Consider the following 18,284-nt stretch of genomic DNA (forward strand, 5'->3'; position numbering starts at 1 on the left):
CATGCGGCGCGCCGGGCGCGGACGACACCCGCGCCCGGCGCCGTCTGCTCAGAACTTCACCCGCCCCTGCACAAAGCCATACCGCCCCAACTCCGGGAACCCCTCGGCATACGCATACACCCGGTCAAACAGATTGCGCACACCCGCCTCCAGCAGCACATCCGGCGCCACTGTCCAGCCCGCCTTCAACCCCGCCACCGCAAACCCGTTGGCCACCTGCGTGCCGGTGCTCGCGCTGTAGGCATAGCTCTGGGCATCGACCGTGGCGGTCACATCCACCGTTGGCGTCGCATGCAGCCGCGCAAACACGAAGAAGCGGTTGCGCGGCACGTCGGTGAGCTTGACGGTCGGATTGCTGCGGTTCTTGCGCGCGAGGCCGGTGTAGTTGCCGCCCAGGTCGAGCAGCGCGCTGCGCCAGTCGGCGCTCAGTTCCACGCCGTCCACGCGCACGCGGCCCAGGTTCTGCGCCTGCTGGCAGAAGCCGACCGGCCGGTAGTTGGGGCAGGCGCCGCTGGCGAACACCACGTTCTGGATCTGGTCGCTGATGTCGCTGTGGAAGACCGCGACGCCGAGGTCGGTGCCCGCCACGCGACCGTCCCAGCCCAGCTCGTAATGGTTGGCGCGCTCGGGATCGAGGCCGGCATTCGGCACCGCCTGCCCGAGCCGATAGCTGTAGCGGTCCTTGATGGTCGGGAAGCGGCTCTTGCGTGCCACGGTCGCATGCAGCCGGCCGTCCTCGCCCAGCGTGTAGAAGGCGCCGACCTGCCCGTTGATCGCCGAGTCGTCGACCAGCGGGAAGTCGGTCACGGCCTTGGTGGTCGAGTTGTAGTCCTGCGCCTCGACCGCGCGACGCGCATCGCGGCCGATGCCGGCCACCAGCGTGAGGTTGGGCGTGACGGCCTGGCTGTCCTCGATGCTGAAGCTGGTGGTGCGGTCCTTGAACAGGCGCCAGGGCTCGCCGGCGTTGTGCTCGCGATGCACGTCGATCTTGAGCTGGGCCGCGAGGCTGAGCTTGTTGCCCGGCGCGATGGCGATGTCGTCCTGCAGCGCGAGGCCGTTGCTGTAGTCGTCGTACCAGCTCTGGAACGACGAGCCCTTCTTCTGCGTGGTGTAGGTCGCGTCGTCATAGGTGAACAGCGAGTTCTGGAACTTGTCGTTGAACGCGCGGACCTTGACCGTGTGGTCGCCGAAGCGGGTGCTGGTGTTGAGGTAGACGCTGGTCTTGTTCCAGTACGGCCAGCGCCAGTAGGCCGGGCTGGCCACGCTGCCGGTGTAGGGCGGATCGCCCTTGCTGCCGTTCTGCTGGATGAAGCTGAGCGCGTATTCGTCGCTGGCGTTGGGCGTGAGGCCGAGCTTGAGGTTGACCTTGCTGTCGTTGGCATCGCTGTTGTCGCGCTTGCCGCCGTCGTCGCCCCTGGACGGCTTGAAGCCCGAGGGCAGCGGCGTCCAGTCCTGGTCGACGCTGGAGGCGCCGAGTTGCAGGTACCAGAGGCCCTGGTTGCTGCCCAGATTGGCCCAGGCGCGGTTGCGGAACGGCACGCCCTTGCCGACGAAATCGAGCCCGGCGCCGACCTCGCCTTCGAGCGCCTTCTGCGGCCGGCGGCTCACGAGGTTGATCGCGCCGCCGAGCGTGTTCGAGCCATAGGCCATCGCGCTGAAGCCCTTGCTGATGTCGATGCGCGCCAGGTCGAAGGTGGTGAAGCGGCCCAGGTCGACATTGCCGTCATAGGGCACGTAGACCGGAATGCCGTCGATGAAGAGCTGCACCTGGCGCGTGTCGAAGCCGCGCACGTAGACCACCTGCTCATTGCGCTGGCCGTGCTTGCCCAGGTTGATGCCGGGCGACAGCGTGAGCGCATCGCCGACGGTGAGGCGGTCGTTGGCCTGGATGGTCGCGGCGTCGATCACGTCGGCGGTTCCGACCGGCGGGCCACTGGCCGGACCGGCCACCTCGACCTTGCCGAGGTTGAAGGCGGGCGTCGTGTCCTCGGCGCCGGCCGCGCCGGCAAGGCCGCCGCCGATGGCGGCGATGAGGAGAGCGAGCCGATGACGGCGCGGGACGGATGGCAGGCGCATTGCTGGACTCCTTCGTTATGTTGCATTGGAAATTACGAAGGGTAGGACAGCAAAAGCCGAGCCATTGATTGGCGGCCGTCATGCAGCGCTGAAGATGCAATCCAGCGTGGCACCTTGCGCAGCAATTTCCACGATGCGCAAATCTGCCGGGGTCACCCGGGCGCCGCCCGCAACGCTTTGTACGAAATGTAGATATCGCTACAGCGCGCCTGCGGACGGGCCGAGCCGCACGGCCACGTCGGCCGGCGGCGCGGTGTAGGGCGCCGAGGTGACGAGGAAGTCGGCACCGGCAGCCACATAGGCGCCGGCGTTGTCGGCCTTGACGCCGCCAGCCGCCGCGATGCTGGCGCGCAACCCGGCCGCATCGATCAGCCGGCGCGTCTCGGCGACGGCGGCGGGCGGGAATTTTTCGAGCTGGAGCACGTCGGCGCCGGCCTCGGCCCAGCGCAGCGCCTCGGCCGGATCGGCGACCTCGACGACGAGCTTTTTCTCGGGCTCCTGGGCGCGCAGGCGGGCGACGGTGTCGGCCGGCGCTTCGGTGAGGAAGGCGCGGTGCTCGGCGAACACCAGGATGCTTTCCGACAGCCCGAGCCGATGCAGCCGCGCGCCGGCGCAGCGCACCGCCTTCACCGACATGGCCTTGGCGCCGGGCGCGGTCTTGCGGGTGCAGGCCACGGGCAGGCGGCGCCCCTCATGCTCGGCCGCCGCGACGATGGCTGCCGCCGAGGTGGCGATGCCGCTGGCCCATTCGACCAGGATTTGCGCGGCCTTCCAGGCGCGGTGCAGCTGGCCGGCCGTGCCATGCGCCACCAGGATCGGCGCGCCGGCGTCGAGCGCGTCGCCGCTGGCGGCCAGCAGTTCGGCGCGCGCGCCGGTCAGCTCGAACATGCGCGCGGCTTCTTCGGCGCCGCACACGGTCATCGCGCGGCGGGCGTTGAAATGGGCATGCGCGGGGCTGGCGCCGATGGCCAGACTGAGCGTGGTGAGGTCGCCGGCCGGCACATCGTCGGCCAGCAGCTGCCATAGCGCGGCGTCGGAAAGCGCGCGTTCTTGCATGGAAATCTCCGGTGAAAACGGTGGCAGATCAGCCGAGGACCGCCACGCCTTTCACCTGCGCATGCACGGCCAGCCCCGGCCCGATCCCGAGCTGTTCGGCCGACCTGCGCGTGATGCGCGACAGCAGCGGCACGCCGCCCACGTCGAGCCGGATCAGGCTGCGTCCGCGTTCGTCGTCGCTGCGCGCGACCACGGTGGCCGGCAGCACATTCTGGATGCTGGAGCGCGACGGCGGATCGAGCGCCACGCTCACGTCGCGCGCGGCGATCTGAATGCGCACCGCCGCGCCGGGCGCGCGGTCGAGGCTGGCGACCCACACGGCGCCGCCGGCAAAGTCGAGCCGGCTCAGGCCATAGCCGTCGTCGCGCAGGCCGAGCCGGGTGGTGACGACCACGCCGCCCTCCTCGGCCTGGGCCAGCGGCAGGTCGGCGCGCGCGGTCACCTCGGCGATCGGGCCGCTGGCCAGCACCCGGCCGCGCTCCAGCAGCACCAGGTGATCGGCCAGCTGGGCCACCTCGTGCATCGAGTGGCTGACGTAGATCATCGGCAGCGCCAGCTCGTCGCGCAGCCGCACCAGATAGGGCAGCACCTCGGCCTTGCGCGCGTCGTCGAGCGCCGACAGCGGCTCGTCGAGCAGCAGCACGCGCGGGCTGGTCATGAGCGCGCGCGCAATGCCCACGCGCTGCTTCTCGCCGCCCGACAGCCGCGCCGGCTTGCGGTCGAGCAGCGCCTCGATGCCGAGCAGCGCCACCACTTCGTCGAAGTCGATGCGGCGCTCGGCGGCCGGCACGCGCTTGCAGCCGTAGTCGATGTTCCTGCGCACGCTCATGTGCGGAAACAGCCGCGCATCCTGGAACACGAAGCCGAGCGCCCGCTCATGCACCGGCACGAACACGCCGGCGGCGCTGTCCTGCCAGACCGCGTCGCCGATGGCCACGCGGCCGCTGCACTTGGCCTCAAGTCCGGCGATGGCGCGCAGGCAGGTGGTCTTGCCCGAGCCCGACGGGCCGAACAGCGCGGTCACGCCGGCGCCCGGCAGCGCCAGATCGGCGGCCAGACTGAAGCCCGGCCAGTCGAGCCTGAGGCTGGCGACGATGGGCGAGGCGACGCCGGCACGGCCGAGGCTGCCGGCGGCGGGCAGCGACTGATCGTTCATGTCCATGCGCCCTGCCCTCAGCCGCGCGCCGGCGCGCCGGGCGCCAGCCAGTTGCCGCGCCGGCCCAGCAGGCTCATGAGCAGCAGCACGGTGAAGGAGAACGCCACCATGCCGCCGGCCAGCACATGCGCCTTGGCATAGTCGAGCGCCTCGACCTCGCTGTAGACCAGCACCGACAGCACGCGGGTCTTGTCGGGGATGTTGCCGCCGACCATCAGCACGATGCCGAACTCGCCGACCGTGTGCGCAAAGCCCAGCACCGTGGCCGCCGCAAAGCCCGGCCCGGCAAGCGGAATCACCACGCTGAAGAAGCGGTCGAGCGGCCCGGCGCGCAGCGTGGCAGCCGCCTCGATCGGACCGTCGCCAATGCCCTGGAACGCGGCCTGGAGCGGCTGCACCACGAACGGCAGCGAATACACCACCGACGCCAGCACCAGCCCGTGGAAGGTGAACGGCAGCCCGCCCAGGCCCAGCCAGCGCATGGCCTGCCCGAGCGCGCCCTGCGGCCCCATCAGCAGCAGCAGATAAAAGCCCAGCACCGTCGGCGGCAGCACGATGGGCAGCGACACCGCCGCGCCGATCGGCGCCTTGAGCCAGGAGCGCGTGCGCGCCAGCCACCACGCGATCGGCGTGCCCACCAGCAGCAGCAGCGCCGTGGTGAGCGAGGCGAGTTCGAGCGTGAGCCGGATCGCCGACCATTCGGCGGCGCCAATCAGCGGGGCGGCGGTGTCGGGCATGGGCGATCAGGGCAGGTCGTAGCCGAAGCTCTTGATGACGGCCTGCGCCTGCGGTCCCTTGAGGAAGGCCAGCAGCGCCTCGGCGCCCGGCTTGCCCTTGGCGCTGCTCAGCAGCACCGCGTCCTGGCGGATCTGGGTGTAGAGCGACGACGGCACGACCCAGGCCGAGCCCTCGGCGATCTTGCCGTCCCTGGTCACCTGCGACAGCGCGACGAAGCCAAGCTCGGCATTGCCGGTGGCGATGAACTGATAGGCCTGGGTGATGTTCTCGCCGACCACGAATCTGGGCTGGAGCGCGTCATGCACGCCGAGCTTCTTGAGCACCTCGACGCCGGCGGCGCCATAGGGCGCGAGCTTGGGATCGGCGAAGGCCAGATGCTCGAACTTGCCGCTCTTGAGCACCTCGCCCTTGTCGTCGACAAAGCCGGGCTTGGCGCTCCACAGCACCAGCTTGCCGATGGCATAGGTGCGCGCCGTGCCGGCCACGCCGAGGCCTTCCTTTTCGAGCTTGGCCGGGGTTTCGTCGTCGGCGGCGATCAGCACGTCGAACGGCCCGCCGGCCTTGATCTGCGCATAGAACTTGCCGGTCGAGCCGGTCGACAGCACCACCTTGTGGCCGGTCGCGGCTTCGAAGGCAGGGATGATCTTCTGGATCGGCGCGGTGAAATTGGCGGCGACGGCGATGCTCACTTCCTCGGCCTGGGCGGCCACGGTGGCGAGGGCAAGGCCGGCCAGCGCGAGCAGGCGGATCAGCGGACGGAAAGGCTTCATCGGGAGGCTCCGGTTGGGATGTGAACGGTCAGAACACCCGCTGCACGACGATGCGGGTGAGGTTGCGCACATGGCGCGGGCCGGTGACTTCGTCCATCAGGCTCAGCAGCACGAAGTCGCCCTCGCGCGCGGTCAGCGGTGCGGCGTCGTCGTCGAAGGCGATGAACACGCCATCGCCGAGCGGGGTGTGGAACAGCTCGGCCCAGCTGAACAGGGCGCGATAGCCGTCGTCGGCCTCGGCCACCACCACCAGCCGGCGGCAGTCGTCATGCCGGTCGACGCTCGGGCGCGCGGCCTCGACCAGCGTGCGCAGGGCCACGCCGCGATAGCGCCGTGCCGCGCCGATGCCGCCGCCGAGGCAGGTGGGCGTGAAATCGACCAGCCGCGTGGGCAGCGCCCGCAGCGTGTCGGCGCAAAGCACGAGCGGCCGGTCGACATTGCCGTTGACGATCAGCCCCTGGCGCGGCGCGACCGGCTGGACAAGGCTGGCGAGGAAATGTTCGGGCTTCATGCGGGCTCCGTGGCGGGACTGTCGGGTTTGTACGCTATGTTGTTGCGTGCATATCGACCAGCAAGACACAGGCCAGCGACTGGCAATTCACTGCATATCGAAGCCGGCATCAGTGGCTCGCCGCCAGCAGCACCACCGAGGGATCGAACACCGCGATGAGCGAGGTGCCGACGGCCGGCAGCGCGTTCTCGTCGGCCGCCTCCTGCAGGCAGAACACCGACAGTCCGCCCGGCAGCGCGAGCGCCAGCTCGGCCCGGCCGGCCTCGAAATCGATCTCGGCGAGCTGGCCTTCGAGCCGGTTGGCGCGCGCCGCGACCAGCGCATCGGGCCCGACCGCGGTTGCCGCGCTCGACTTGAACACCGCGATCGCCGGCGCGCCGACATCGAGCCCGAGGTTGTCGAGACTGAGCCGCGACACCAGCGCGCGCAGGCTCTGGGCATTGGCCAGCCGCAGCTGCACCGAGGCCTGCGGCCCGACCAGATCGATGCGCTCGACCACGCCGGCGAGCTGGTTGCGCGCGCTCATGCGCAGGCTCAGCCGACCGAGCATCGCCAGCCAGTGCTGCATGTCGCTGCCGCCGCTGGCGACCCAGTCGAGGAATTCCTGCTGGCGCGCATGCAGCGCCGCATAGGTGGCGAGCAGGGTGCGGCCGGCCTCGGTGAGCGCCGCGCCGCCGCCGCCGGCACCGCCCTTGGTGCGCTCGACGATGGCTTCGCCGGCGAGGTTGTTGAGCGCATCGATCGCGCCCCAGGCGGTGCGGTAGCTGATGCCGACCGCCTGGGCGGCGGCGCTGATCGAGCCGCCTTCGGCGATCTGGCGCAGCAGCTCGAAGCGCTTGGGACCGACCAGTTCCTGGCCGTCGCGCTCGACGAAGAGTTGGGTGGCGAACAGCATGGGCTTGTGCGCCGAATCTTTGGGTGACATGGCCGGGACGGGGCGGAGACCGTTTCGCGCGGAGGTGGATGTGCGTTTTTATGGCGCGATTATGTCACCGACATGCAACCGATTGCCTATCGAAAGCCGAAAGCTGCTGGCAACCCGCCTATCGCTTCAGCGCCGGTCGAGCGCGCGGGCGAGCCAGCGCAGCAGCTCGGGCGCCTCGCTCGATGCCGCGTTGAAGCGCAGAAAGCTGGACGGCGCCTGGGTCGGATTGAACAGCGCGCCCGGCGCCAGCAGGATGCCGTCGCGCCGGGCCTCGGCGGCGAGCGGCCGGGTTTCGGTGCCGGCGTCGGCCCACAGGAAGTGGCCGGCCTCGGGCACGGCGGGCAGGCGCAGGCCGACCTTTTCGAGCGCGCGGGCGGCGCGTTCGCGCGCGCCGTCGACCTTGCCGCGCAGCCGCTCGACATGCTTGCGGTAGCGGCCTTCGCTCAGCACCTTGTAGAGCACGCGCTCGGGCAGCTCGGGATTGGCGATGGCGCACAGCGTCTTGCGCTCGACCAGCGCGGCGACGGTGTCGTCGTCGGCGGCCACGTAGCCGACGCGCAGATTGGGCGCCAGCGTCTTGGAAAAGCCGCCGCAGTAGATGACCGAGCGCAGCTGGTCGAGGCTGGCGAGCCGCACGCCACGGCCGCTGGCCGGCGCGGCAAAGTCACCATAGATGTCGTCCTCGACGATGCGCAGGCCGTGGCGGCCGGCCAGCACCAGCAGCTCGTGGGCGCGCGCCAGCGACAGCATCGAGCCGGTCGGGTTCTGGCAGACGGCGGTCATCACGAACAGGCGCGGCCGGTGCTCGGTGCAGAGCCGCTCCAGCGCGACGAGGTCGGGCCCGTCGGCCAGACGCGGCACCGGCACGATGGTGGCGCCGGCATAGGCGAGGCGCGCGAACAGCACGAACCACGCCGGGTCCTCGACCAGCACCGCATCGCCGGGCGCGACGAAGGTCTGGATGACCAGATCCAGCGCCTGGGTCACGCCGGCGGTGGTGAGGATGCGTTCCGGCTCGGCGCCGATGCCGCTGCCGGCCAGATGCAGCGCCAGCTGTTCGCGCAGCGGCGCATAGCCCTCGGGCCGGCCTTGCGTCAGCAGCAGCGCCGGCGCCTGGCGCGCCACGCTGCGCAGCGCCGAAGCGATCAGTTCGCCATCGAGCAGCGCCGCCGGCAGAAAGCCGCCGCCGGGCGCGAACTTCACGTCGCCCGGGCTGAGCATGTTGCGCAGCAGCCAGCTCGTGTCCACGCGCGGCGCGGCAGCGGCGGCCGCGCGCAGCGCCGGAGTGGCCGGCTCGCCGGGCGCGGCCACGTAAAAGCCCGAGCCGCGACGCGATTCGACCAGCCCGGCCGCGACCAGCCGGTCGTAGGCCTCGACCACGGTGGCGCGCGCCACGCCCAGCTCGTCGGCGCAGGCGCGGATGCTGGGCAGGCGCATGCCGGCGCGCAGCACCCGGGCCTCGATGCGCTCGGTGAAGCGGGCCACGAGCTGATCGCCGAGGCGCTGGCCGCCGCTGCGGTCGAGCAGGCCGGGATCGGAAACGACTGTATCGGTCATGTGAGCAGGCCAGATGGCTGAAGTATCCGCAAAAGTGTACCGCTACCGTACCGGCTGGCGATGCTAGCTTGCGGCATGGCCTCGCTCAGCATCGATCTCCGACATCTCGCACCCGGCGACGCCGCCCGGCTCGACGAACTGCTCGCCGCCGGCGCGCCGGACGGCCGCCGGCTGTCCTGGCTGTGCATCGCGCCCGATGCCGCCGCCGGCGCGCGCGGCTGGCTGCTGAGCGTGGCCGGCGCCTCGCCGGCGCTGCACACGCTGGCGGCCGGCTTTGCCGGCGATGCGCGCGGCGGCTGGAGCCTGCGCATTCCGCTCGATGCCGGGCGTGCCGCCGACTGGCGCCCGGCCGAGCTGCACGCGGCCGATCCGGCCCGGCCGCCGCGCACCGCCACCCTGCGCGCCGCGCTCGGCGCGCTCGGGCTCGACGGCCGCATCGAGCTCAAGCGCCTGGGCGCCGGCGGCTGGGCGGCGCGCCGTCCCACCTGCTGAAGCGGCACGCCCGACGACGCCGGAACAGGCCGGTTCCGCGCAGTTGTTCCGCCCTTTCGACGCTGCCGATGGGCGGCAGACTCGATGCCTGGCGGCGCCCATCGCGCGGCCGCCCGCATCCCGTCAACAAGAACTCCCTGGCTCCGAATGCGCCTGAAATCCGCCACGACCGGTTTCTTCGGCTTCGTGATGGCGGCCCTCGTCGCCAATCTGCTGATGCTCGGTTTCATCCACCAGGCCCGCCTCGCCTCGCGGCTCGCCATCGAGCGGCGCGACGTCGCGCATGCCCAGGTCGATGAAGTCACCCGCTCGGCCGATCTGCTGTCGCATCTGGTGCAGAGCTTCACCACCACCGGCCGCACCCGCTATCTGTCGGTCTATTACGAAATGCTCGCGGTCGCGCGCGGCGAGGCGCCCGGCCCCGGCGGCAGCGATCCGCTGGCGCGCTGGCGCGAGATGGCGGCCGGCCAGCGCACGCTCGACGCAGTGCGCAACGGCGCCCGCATCGACTTCATCGCGCGGCTGCGCAAGCTCGATTTCACGCCCGACGAGATCGCCACCGCCGGCCGGGTCGCCGATGCCACCGGCGCGCTGCAAGAGCTCGACACCATCGCCTTCGCCGCCACCCAGGGCCTGTACGACCGGGTCCGCGAGGAGTTCGTGTCCGACGGCAAGCCCGATCTGGCCTATGCCGCCGAGCTGGTCCATTCGCCCGAATATGAAGCGCGCCGGGCCCGGCTCGACGCCGCCGTCGGCGAGCTGGCCGATCAGGTACGCCAGCGCACCGCCGCCGACATCGTCAATGCCGACCGCCGGCTCGACCGCTCGATCTGGACCGCGCTGCTCATCGATGCGGTGCTGCTGCCGATCTTTCTGGGCGCCTGGCTGGTGATGCGGCGGCGCGTGCTGGCGCCGATCGACAAGCTGGTCGACGTGGCGCGCAGCTATGCCCAGGGCATGTATGCGCTGCGCGCCGGCTCCGAGCGGCGCGACGTGGAAGAGCTCGACACCCTGGCGCTGGCGCTCGACAGCATGGCCATCGCCATCGCCAGCGAGCTGCGCCGGCGCGACCGCAGCGAGCATGAATTGCAGGCCGCGCGCGATGCCGCCGAGGCCGCCGCGCGCGCCAAGACCGCCTTCCTGGCCAACATGAGCCACGAGATCCGCACGCCGATGAACGCGATCATGGGCATGACCCAGCTCGCGCTCGGCACCGAGCTCGACAGCCGCCAGCGCGACTATCTGCGCAAGGCCTACGGCGCCTCCGAGCATCTGCTCGGCCTCATCAACGATGTGCTCGACTGGTCGAAGATCGAGGCCGGCGGCCTCACGCTCGAGGAAGCGCCGCTGCGGCTGGAGACCGTGCTGGCCACCGCCATCGGCCTGGTGCGCCAGCGCGCGCAGGAAAAGGATCTGGAGCTGCTCTGCGACTTCGCCGATCCGGCGCTGCTCGCGCATCACGGCACGGTGCTCGGCGACAGCCTGCGGCTCGGCCAGGTCCTCACCAATCTGCTCACCAACGCGGTCAAGTTCACCCAGGCCGGGCAGGTCCGGCTCACGCTCGATACCGAGCCGCTCGACCCGGCCGAGGCCGAAGCCGTCGGCCTGGTGTTCACCGTCAGCGATACCGGCATCGGCATGACGGCCGAGGAGATCGACGGCCTGTTCCGCGAGTTCTCCCAGGCCGACGTGTCGACCACGCGGCGCTTTGGCGGCACCGGCCTCGGGCTGGCCATCACGCGCCGGCTGGTCGCGCTGATGGGCGGCCGCATCGAGGTCCACAGCGCGCCGGGCGCCGGCAGCCGCTTCAGCGTGCATCTGCGCGCCCGGCTCGCCACCCTGCCCGACGCCGTCCGCGATGCCGCCGAGCTGCCGCCGCGCCGGGTGCTGGTGGTCGACGACCAGCGCGAAACCCGCGCGCTGGTGGCGGCGCTGGTGCAGCGGCTGGTCGCCGCCGTGCCGGGCGCCATCGTCACCGCCGCCGACGCCACCGAGGCGCTGGCCCGGCTCGACGAAGCCAACGCGCGCGGCCGGCCGTTCGACCTGATGCTGCTCGACTGGGTGCTGCCCGACCTCGACGGCGCCGAAGTGATCCGCGCCACACGCGCGCGCCAGCCCGGTCTCGACGTGGTGGTGATGACCGCCTACGGCACGCCGCATGTGCATGCCGGCGCGCGCGCCGCCGGCGTCGACTACATCGACAAGCCGGTGCTGCCCGACGACCTGCGCCGCGCGCTCGCGCCGCCGCTGCCGGCCGCCGAGCCGCCGGCGCCGATCGACGGCCGGCTCGACGGCATGCGCGTGCTGCTGGTCGAGGACAACGCGCTCAACCGCGAACTCGCGCAGATATTGCTGAGCCGCCAGGGCGCCAGCGTCACCACCGCCGAGCACGGCCTCGAAGCCGTCGAGCGCATCCGCGCCGGCGGCCCCGACGCCTTCGACGTGGTGCTCATGGATGTGCAGATGCCGGTGATGGACGGCTACGAAGCCACGCGCCAGCTGCGCGCCGACCGCCGCTTCGACCGCCTGCCGATCCTGGCGCTGACCGCCAATGCCATGGCCGGCGAACTGGAACGCTGTCTGGCCACCGGCATGCAGGGCCACATGGCCAAGCCGCTCGACGCCGGCGCCTTGGTCGGCCTGCTGCAACGCTGGCGCCGCCGGCCGCCCGGCGAAACCCAGCCGCGCAACGCCGGCGCCGCGCTCGACCGCACCCAGCCGCTGCCGCGCCTGACGCCCGCCGCGCCGCGCCCCGACCGGCCCGCGCCCGGCCCGCTCGCCGGCGCGCCGGGCGGCGCCGGCCTGCGCCCGACCGACACCCGGCCCGATGCCGCCGCCCTGCCCGAGATCGACGGCATCGACCGCGCCGGCCTGCTCGCCTCCTGCGACGGCAATCTGTCGCTGGCGCGCCGGCTGCTCGTCAACTTTGCCCACGGCCATGCGCGCGGCCTGCCCGACTGGAGCGGCTGGATCGAGCGCGGCAGCTGGTCCGAGCTGGAACGCGCCGCCCACACCCTGCACGGCCTGGCCGGCACCCTCGCCGCCGACGCGCTGCGCCAGCAGGCCCGCGCGCTCGAGGAAGCCGTGCCGCGCCGCGACGCCACCGAACTGCACCAGCGGCTCGGCGCGCTCGAAGCCACGCTGGCCCGGCTGCTCGCCGCGCTCGATCCGCTGCTGGCCGTCGAGCGCCCGGCGCGGCCGGCGCCGGCCGGCATCGCGCCCGGGCTGGCCGACCTCGCCGCCCTGCTGCGCGACAGCGACAGCCGCGCGCTCGACTGGTGGCAGACGCATGAAGCCGCATTGCAGTCCCGGCTGTCGCCGATGGCGCTGCGGCGCATCGGCAATGCGCTGGCCGGCTTCGACTTCGATGCCGCGCTCGCCGCGCTCGACGCCGCCCTGGCCGGCAAACCACCCACCGGGGACGACGCATGAGTCCGATCACCGACCGCGCGCTGCCGGCCACCGAAACCATCCTCGCGGTCGACGACACGCCGGCCAATCTCAGCCTGCTGGCCGGCCTGCTCGGCCAGCGCTACCGGGTCCAGCTCGCGCCCTCGGGCGCCAAGGCGCTGGAACTGGCCCGGCGCTGCCCGCCCGACCTCGTGGTGCTCGACATCATGATGCCGGGCATGGACGGCTACGAGGTCTGCCGCCAGCTCAAGGCCGACGCGCGCACGGCCGAGGTGCCGGTGCTGTTCCTCACCGCGCTGTCGCGGCCCGAGGACGAGACGCGCGGCTTCGAAGCGGGCGGCGCCGACTTCGTGCACAAGCCGTTCAACGCCACCACCGTGCTGGCCCGGGTGCGCACCCAGCTCGACCTGAAGAGCTGGCGCGACGCGATGCGCGACCGCAACGCCTGGTTGCAGGACGAACTCGACGCCCGCCTGGCCGAAGTGGAAAAGCTGCGCGAGGCGGCGCTGTTCACCATGATTTCCTTCTCCGAATTCCGCGATCAGGAGACCGGCAACCATGTGCGGCGCACGCGCGAATACGTGCGCGAACTGGCGCGCTGGCTGGCCGCCAATGCCGCCGATGCCAGCTACCGCCTGGCGCCGGCCGAGATCGATGCCGTCGCCCGCTCGGCGCCGCTGCACGACCTGGGCAAGGTGGCGATTCCCGACCGCATCCTGCTGCACGACGGCCCGCTCGCGCCGCCCGACTTCGAGGTGATGAAGACGCATGCGCTGCGCGGCTGGGAAATGCTCGGCCGCATCCAGGACGAGCTCGGCGCCGACGGCGTGCGCCTGCTCGGCCATGCGCGTGCCATCGCGCGCCATCACCACGAGCGCTGGGACGGCAGCGGCTATCCCGACGGGCTGGCCGGGGCCGCCATTCCGCTGTCGGCGCGGCTGATGGCGGTGGCCGATGTCTACGACGCGCTCATCAGCCGGCGCCCCTACAAGCAGGCGCTGCCGGCCGCCACCGCGCTGACCATGATCGAGGCCGGCAGCGGCAGCCATTTCGATCCCACCGTCGTCACCGCCCTGGTCGCCATCCGCGACCGGCTGGTCGACATCGCCGCCCAGTGGCAGGACTGAATCCCATGCTTGCCCGTCTGCGTTCCCGGCTCGCCGCCGCGTTGCTGGCGGCGGCGGCCGCCCTGCCGGCCGGCGCCGCCGATTTTTCCTGGTCGGGCTTCGGCACCGTCGGCTATGCGCGCTCCGACCGCGACTACGCCTATCAGCGCTTCATCGACGACGAGGGCAGCTTCAAGCGCGACAGCCTGCTCGGCGCCCAGCTCGACGTGAGCTTCAGCCCGCAATGGTCGGCCACGGTGCAGGCGCGGCTCGCGCCCGGCCTCGAAGACGACGGTCACTGGGATGTGAAGCCGACCTGGGCCTTCCTCGGCTGGCGCCCGAACGACGACTGGCTGCTGCGCGCCGGCCGGCTGCGCATTCCGCTCTACCTGTATTCGCAGACGATGGACGTGGGCCAGACCCACGACATGGCGCGGCTGCCGACCGAGATGTACTCGATCACGCCGACCTCCGACTTCGACGGCCTGGCGCTGGCGCGGATCTGGCCCACCGCCAGCGGCGAGCTGACGCTGGAGGGCTATCACGGCAGCGCCCACACCACGGCGCGCTTCTGGACCCGCGACGGCCTGCCGCCCGTCGTCGAGCCGGGCGCGCGCTTCCTGCCCATCACGGTGAAGGCCAGCGGCCTGGTGCTGACGCTGCGCGAGCCCGACACGCTGGCGCGGCTGGGCGCGCATGCGACCCGCACCAACCAGCGCAACGGCGGCCGCATTCCGCGCAGTTTTCCGCGCGTCGAGCTGGCGCCCGGTCTCGGCTACTACCAGGTCAATCCGGCGCTGCCCGGCCCGGGCTTCGACAGCCTGCCGGCGATCCACAACCTCATCCTCACCGCCGGCGTCGAGCAGTCGCTCGGCGGCGGCTGGCGGATCGCGGCCGAGTTCGCGCGCAATCTCCAGCGCGATACCGAATTCGGCTCGGGCACGCGCGGCGGCTATCTGGCGCTGTTCAAGCAGATCGACCGCTTCACGCCCTATGCCAGCTTCAGCTGGCTCAAGGCCGACAGCAGCCGGCTCGACTGGTATCGCCGGCTCACCGGCGCGCCGCTGCCGGGCGTCATCCCGGGCGCCGGCCAGATCAACCAGGCCCAGCGGCTCGCGGCCGAAGCCATCTGGACCGCCGACCAGCATTCGCTGGCGCTCGGCAGCTCGTATGCGGTCACGCCGTCGAGCAAGCTCAAGTTCGAATGGCTGCGCACCCATGTCGGCGAGGTCTCGCGGCTGATCGACACGCCGCCGGGCAGCGAATCGCCGCGCGAAACCGGGCTGAACGTGTTCACGCTCAACTACAGCTTCGCGTTCTGAGGAGGCGGCCATGAAAGCTCTTGCATGGCTCTGCCTCGCTCTGCTGCTGCTCGCCGGCGGCAGCAGCCGGGCCGGCGACGCCGATGCGGTGGTCGTCATCGGCTATGCCGGTCTGCCGCCGATCGACGGCGCCACGGTCGAGCGGCTGTACACCGGCCGCTCGATCGCGGTGGCCGGCACGCCGGTCACGGTGGTCAATGCCGCCGCCGGCAGCCCGCTGCGGCGGCGCTTTCTGGCCGGCTGGCTGCGGCTCGACGAGGAGAAGTACGCCGCCTACTGGACGGTGCGGCGCCACATCGGCAAGGGCGCGCCGCCGCGCGAGCTGGCCGGCAACGCCGAGACGATCGAGTTCGTGCGCAGCACGCCGGGCGCGGTCGGCTACATCGATGCCGCCGAGGTGAAGCCGGGCATGAACGTGATCGCGCGGCCCTGAGCGGGATCGGGCGGCGGCACGGCCGCGCTGGCGCGCACGGGCAGCCGCGCGACGCCGCCGCACCGGTCGGCGCCGGAGCGCTGGGCTATGCTCGACCGCCCCTGCGGCCAGCCCGGCCGCGCCCCTCCGCAGCAAGGACATTTCCATGAGCGTGTACGACAAACTCGCCGCCCTCGGCATCCAGCTTCCCTCCGCCGGCGCCCCGGCCGCCGCCTATGTGATGGCGGCGCGCAGCGGCAATCTGGTGTTCCTGTCGGGCCACATCGCCAAGAAGGACGGCAAGGTCTGGGCCGGCCAGCTCGGCGCCGAAATCGCCACCGAGGAAGGCCGCGCCGCCGCGCGCGCCGTGGCCATCGACCTGCTCGCCACGCTGCATGCCTTCGTCGGCGACCTCAACAGCGTCACGCGCATCGTCAAGGTGATGTCGCTGGTCAATTCCACGCCCGCGTTCACCGAACAGCATCTGGTGACCAACGGCTGCTCCGAGCTGCTGGTCGAAGTGTTCGGCGACCTCGGCCGGCATGCGCGCAGCGCCTTCGGCGTGGCGCAGATTCCGCTCGGCGCCTGCGTCGAAATCGAGCTGATCGCCGAAGTGGCCTGACGGCGCGCGCGGCCGGCTCTCGGCGCGGCCGGCGCCGGCCCTCAGCGCGGCTCGCCGGCGCGCCACTGCCGCTTGGGATAGCGCGGCGACTTGCCGCGCAGGTCGGGCTTCTGCGCCGGCCCCCAGTGCAGCGTGCTGCCGGGCCGCACCAGCGCGATCGCATCCTCGGGCAGGCCGGCCGCCAGCAGCGCCGCCGGCAGCGCCTGGCGCGGCGCGTCGGGCGCCTCGTCCGACAGATCGAAAGTGCCCCAGTGCACGCCCAGCCCGCGCTTCGCGCCGAGCGCGGCAAACACCTGCACCGCCTCGGCCGGATCGATGTGCTGGTTGCGCATGAAGCCGCGCGGCTCATAGGCGCCGACCGGCAGGATCGCCAGATCGACCGGCGCAAAGCGCTCGCCGAGCGCCGCGAACAGCGCCGCATCCCAGCCGGTATCGCCCGAGTAGTAGGCGCGGAATCCCCCCGCCGTCACCACCCAGCCGGCCCACAGCTCGCGGTCCTTGTCGAACACGCCGCGCCGGCTCCAGTGGCGCGCCGGCACGCAGTCGAACTGCACCGGGCCGGCCGCGCCGTCGAGCGCCGTCTGCTCATTCCAGTCCAGCGCCTGCACATGGGTCACGCCCCAGTCGCGCAGCAGCGCATCGATGCCGAGCGGCACGATGAACAGCGGATTGCCGTGCGCCGCCACCGCCTTCACGCTGGCCTCGTCCAGATGGTCGAAATGCGCATGCGAGATCAGCACCACGTCGAGCGGCGGCAGCTCCTCGACCGACAGCGCCGGCGGCACCAGCCGCCTGGGGCCCAGCCATTGCACCGGCGAGGCGCGCTGCGAGAACTGCGGATCGGTCAGCACATTGAGCCCGCCGAGCTGGAGCAGCACCGTCGCATGGCCGATCCAGGTCGCCGAGGTGGCGCTGCGGTTGGGTTGCAGCCAGCCCAGGTCGGGGACGATGGGCGTGATGTCGGTGGTCGGCGCCGGCATGCGCCGCGTGACCCGGCTCCACTGGAAGGCCAGCACCTGGCCCAGCGACGGCAGCGCAAAGCCGCTGTCGAGGTTGTGGAAGCGGCCGTCGGCATAGTGGTCGCTGGCGGCGCGTTCCAGGTTGACGGAATGGCCGCCGCAACCGGCAAGCAGTGCGGCGGCGGCAAGGGCGATGAGGGCGGCGCGCGGGCGGGCCCGGGCTGGCGAGGTCGGCGTCGGGGTCATGCGCCGAATGTAATGGAGAGCATGCGCCCCGGGACGCCTACCGATTGACGCTGCCGCCGGCACTGCCTACGGTCAGCAGGCGGATTGCATCCGCCGTCCGCTCACCTTGGGAGGGACACCATGCTGACTACCCACGACACCCATGCGCCGATCGGCGCGGGCCACAGCAACGCCGCCAACGACGAGCCGCAGGGCGTCGGTCTGGGCGCACCGCTGCGATGGTTGCGGCTGGGCGCGGAAGACCTGGTGCAGACGCGCTTTGCCGGCATGGCCTACGGCCTGGTGTTCGCGCTCATGGGGTTGGCGCTGTCGGGCATCTATGCCCACCACTGGCAGCTGACGATGGGGCTGACCGCCGGCTTCTTTCTGATGGGGCCGTTCATCTGCGCCGGCGTGTACGAGCTGTCGCGCCAGCATGAGCGCGGCGAGCCGGTATCGCTGCTGGCCTCGGCCACCTGCTGGCGCCGCAATCCGGGCTCGATCGGCTTCTTCGCGGCGATGCTCACCTTCTCGATGATCGTCTGGGCCCGGGTGTCGATCGTCATCTTCGCGCTGTTCTCGACCACCGACTTCCCCACGCTGCAAGGCGTGCTGGCGCAGATCTTCAGCCTGGACAACCTCGAATTCGTCGGCGTGTGGATGGGCGTCGGCTTCGTGTTCGCGTCGCTGGTGTTCGCGATCTCGGTGGTGTCGGTGCCGATGATGCTGGACCGGGGCAGCGACACGCTCACCGCCGTGTTCGCCAGCGCCAGCGCGCTGTTTTCCAACACGCTGGCGCTGTATCTGTGGGCCGCGATCATCGTGCTGCTGATCGGCACCAGCCTGGTGTTCGGCTATCTGGGGCTGATCGTGACTGCGCCGCTGATCGGCCATGCGTCCTGGCATGCCTACCGCGAGCTGCTGCCCTCGGCCGACGCGCGCTGAC

General features: G+C 71.6%; 16 protein-coding genes. 7 read left to right on the forward strand and 9 right to left on the reverse strand.

Annotated features, from left to right (window positions below):
• Nucleotides 1-48: 48 nt before the first annotated feature.
• The 8 genes from B9P64_RS12255 to B9P64_RS12290 form a co-directional block, all read right to left on the reverse strand.
• Entirely contained in the window at nt 49-2,076 is a 2,028-nt protein-coding gene (locus tag B9P64_RS12255) for a TonB-dependent receptor plug domain-containing protein (RefSeq protein ID WP_085316524.1), read from the reverse strand.
• A gap of 198 nt (nt 2,077-2,274) precedes the next feature.
• Nucleotides 2,275-3,132, reverse strand: a complete 858-nt coding sequence (gene modD, locus B9P64_RS12260; protein ID WP_085316525.1) for a ModD protein — start codon at nt 3,130-3,132, stop codon at nt 2,275-2,277.
• Between the two features lie 28 nt (nt 3,133-3,160).
• Entirely contained in the window at nt 3,161-4,288 is a 1,128-nt protein-coding gene (gene modC, locus B9P64_RS12265; RefSeq protein ID WP_085316526.1) for a molybdenum ABC transporter ATP-binding protein, read from the reverse strand.
• Nucleotides 4,289-4,305: 17 nt separating this feature from the next.
• Nucleotides 4,306-5,025, reverse strand: coding sequence for a molybdate ABC transporter permease subunit (modB, locus tag B9P64_RS12270; RefSeq protein ID WP_085316527.1), 720 nt, complete (start codon nt 5,023-5,025; stop codon nt 4,306-4,308).
• A gap of 6 nt (nt 5,026-5,031) precedes the next feature.
• Nucleotides 5,032-5,796 (reverse strand): molybdate ABC transporter substrate-binding protein, encoded by a 765-nt coding sequence (modA, locus tag B9P64_RS12275; RefSeq protein WP_085316528.1) that lies wholly within the window; start codon nt 5,794-5,796, stop codon nt 5,032-5,034.
• Nucleotides 5,797-5,824: 28 nt separating this feature from the next.
• On the reverse strand, nt 5,825-6,307 hold the full coding sequence (locus B9P64_RS12280) for a molybdopterin-dependent oxidoreductase (protein WP_085316529.1): 483 nt from the start codon (nt 6,305-6,307) through the stop codon (nt 5,825-5,827).
• 109 nt (nt 6,308-6,416) lie between these two features.
• Nucleotides 6,417-7,232, reverse strand: coding sequence for a TOBE domain-containing protein (locus B9P64_RS12285; RefSeq protein WP_085316530.1), 816 nt, complete (start codon nt 7,230-7,232; stop codon nt 6,417-6,419).
• Between the two features lie 126 nt (nt 7,233-7,358).
• Nucleotides 7,359-8,789 (reverse strand): aminotransferase-like domain-containing protein, encoded by a 1,431-nt coding sequence (locus tag B9P64_RS12290; protein WP_085316531.1) that lies wholly within the window; start codon nt 8,787-8,789, stop codon nt 7,359-7,361.
• Between the two features lie 75 nt (nt 8,790-8,864).
• On the opposite strand from B9P64_RS12290, the gene B9P64_RS12295 reads away from it, so the two are divergent.
• From B9P64_RS12295 to B9P64_RS12320, 6 genes are all read left to right on the forward strand, one after another.
• A complete protein-coding gene (locus B9P64_RS12295) occupies nt 8,865-9,281 on the forward strand; it encodes a hypothetical protein (protein ID WP_085316532.1) in 417 nt (138 codons plus the stop codon).
• Nucleotides 9,282-9,428: 147 nt separating this feature from the next.
• Nucleotides 9,429-12,713 carry a response regulator gene (locus B9P64_RS12300; RefSeq protein WP_085316533.1) on the forward strand — a complete coding sequence of 1,095 codons (3,285 nt, stop codon included), beginning with the start codon at nt 9,429-9,431 and terminating at the stop codon, nt 12,711-12,713.
• A complete protein-coding gene (locus tag B9P64_RS12305) occupies nt 12,710-13,819 on the forward strand; it encodes an HD domain-containing phosphohydrolase (protein ID WP_085316534.1) in 1,110 nt (369 codons plus the stop codon). The genes B9P64_RS12300 and B9P64_RS12305 overlap by 4 nt, the downstream gene beginning before the upstream one ends.
• 5 nt (nt 13,820-13,824) lie before the next feature.
• Nucleotides 13,825-15,120 carry a hypothetical protein gene (locus tag B9P64_RS12310; protein WP_085316535.1) on the forward strand — a complete coding sequence of 432 codons (1,296 nt, stop codon included), beginning with the start codon at nt 13,825-13,827 and terminating at the stop codon, nt 15,118-15,120.
• A gap of 10 nt (nt 15,121-15,130) precedes the next feature.
• Nucleotides 15,131-15,553 (forward strand): hypothetical protein, encoded by a 423-nt coding sequence (locus B9P64_RS12315; RefSeq protein WP_085316536.1) that lies wholly within the window; start codon nt 15,131-15,133, stop codon nt 15,551-15,553.
• A 145-nt stretch (nt 15,554-15,698) separates the two neighbouring features.
• The gene (locus tag B9P64_RS12320; RefSeq protein WP_085316537.1) at nt 15,699-16,154 is read left to right on the forward strand and encodes a RidA family protein; all 456 of its coding nucleotides are present in this window, start codon (nt 15,699-15,701) and stop codon (nt 16,152-16,154) included.
• Nucleotides 16,155-16,195: 41 nt separating this feature from the next.
• Here the strand turns inward: B9P64_RS12320 and B9P64_RS12325 are convergent, their stop codons facing one another.
• Nucleotides 16,196-17,359: an MBL fold metallo-hydrolase gene (locus B9P64_RS12325; protein ID WP_085316538.1), complete on the reverse strand. Its 1,164-nt coding sequence runs from the start codon at nt 17,357-17,359 to the stop codon at nt 16,196-16,198.
• A 120-nt stretch (nt 17,360-17,479) separates the two neighbouring features.
• Here B9P64_RS12325 and B9P64_RS12330 point away from each other — a divergent pair, with 120 nt between their 5' ends.
• Nucleotides 17,480-18,283, forward strand: a complete 804-nt coding sequence (locus B9P64_RS12330) for a DUF2189 domain-containing protein (protein WP_085316539.1) — start codon at nt 17,480-17,482, stop codon at nt 18,281-18,283.
• Nucleotide 18,284: the final 1 nt, after the last annotated feature.

This window comes from Derxia lacustris (genome assembly GCF_002105195.1).
GTDB lineage: Bacteria > Pseudomonadota > Gammaproteobacteria > Burkholderiales > Burkholderiaceae_E > Derxia > Derxia lacustris.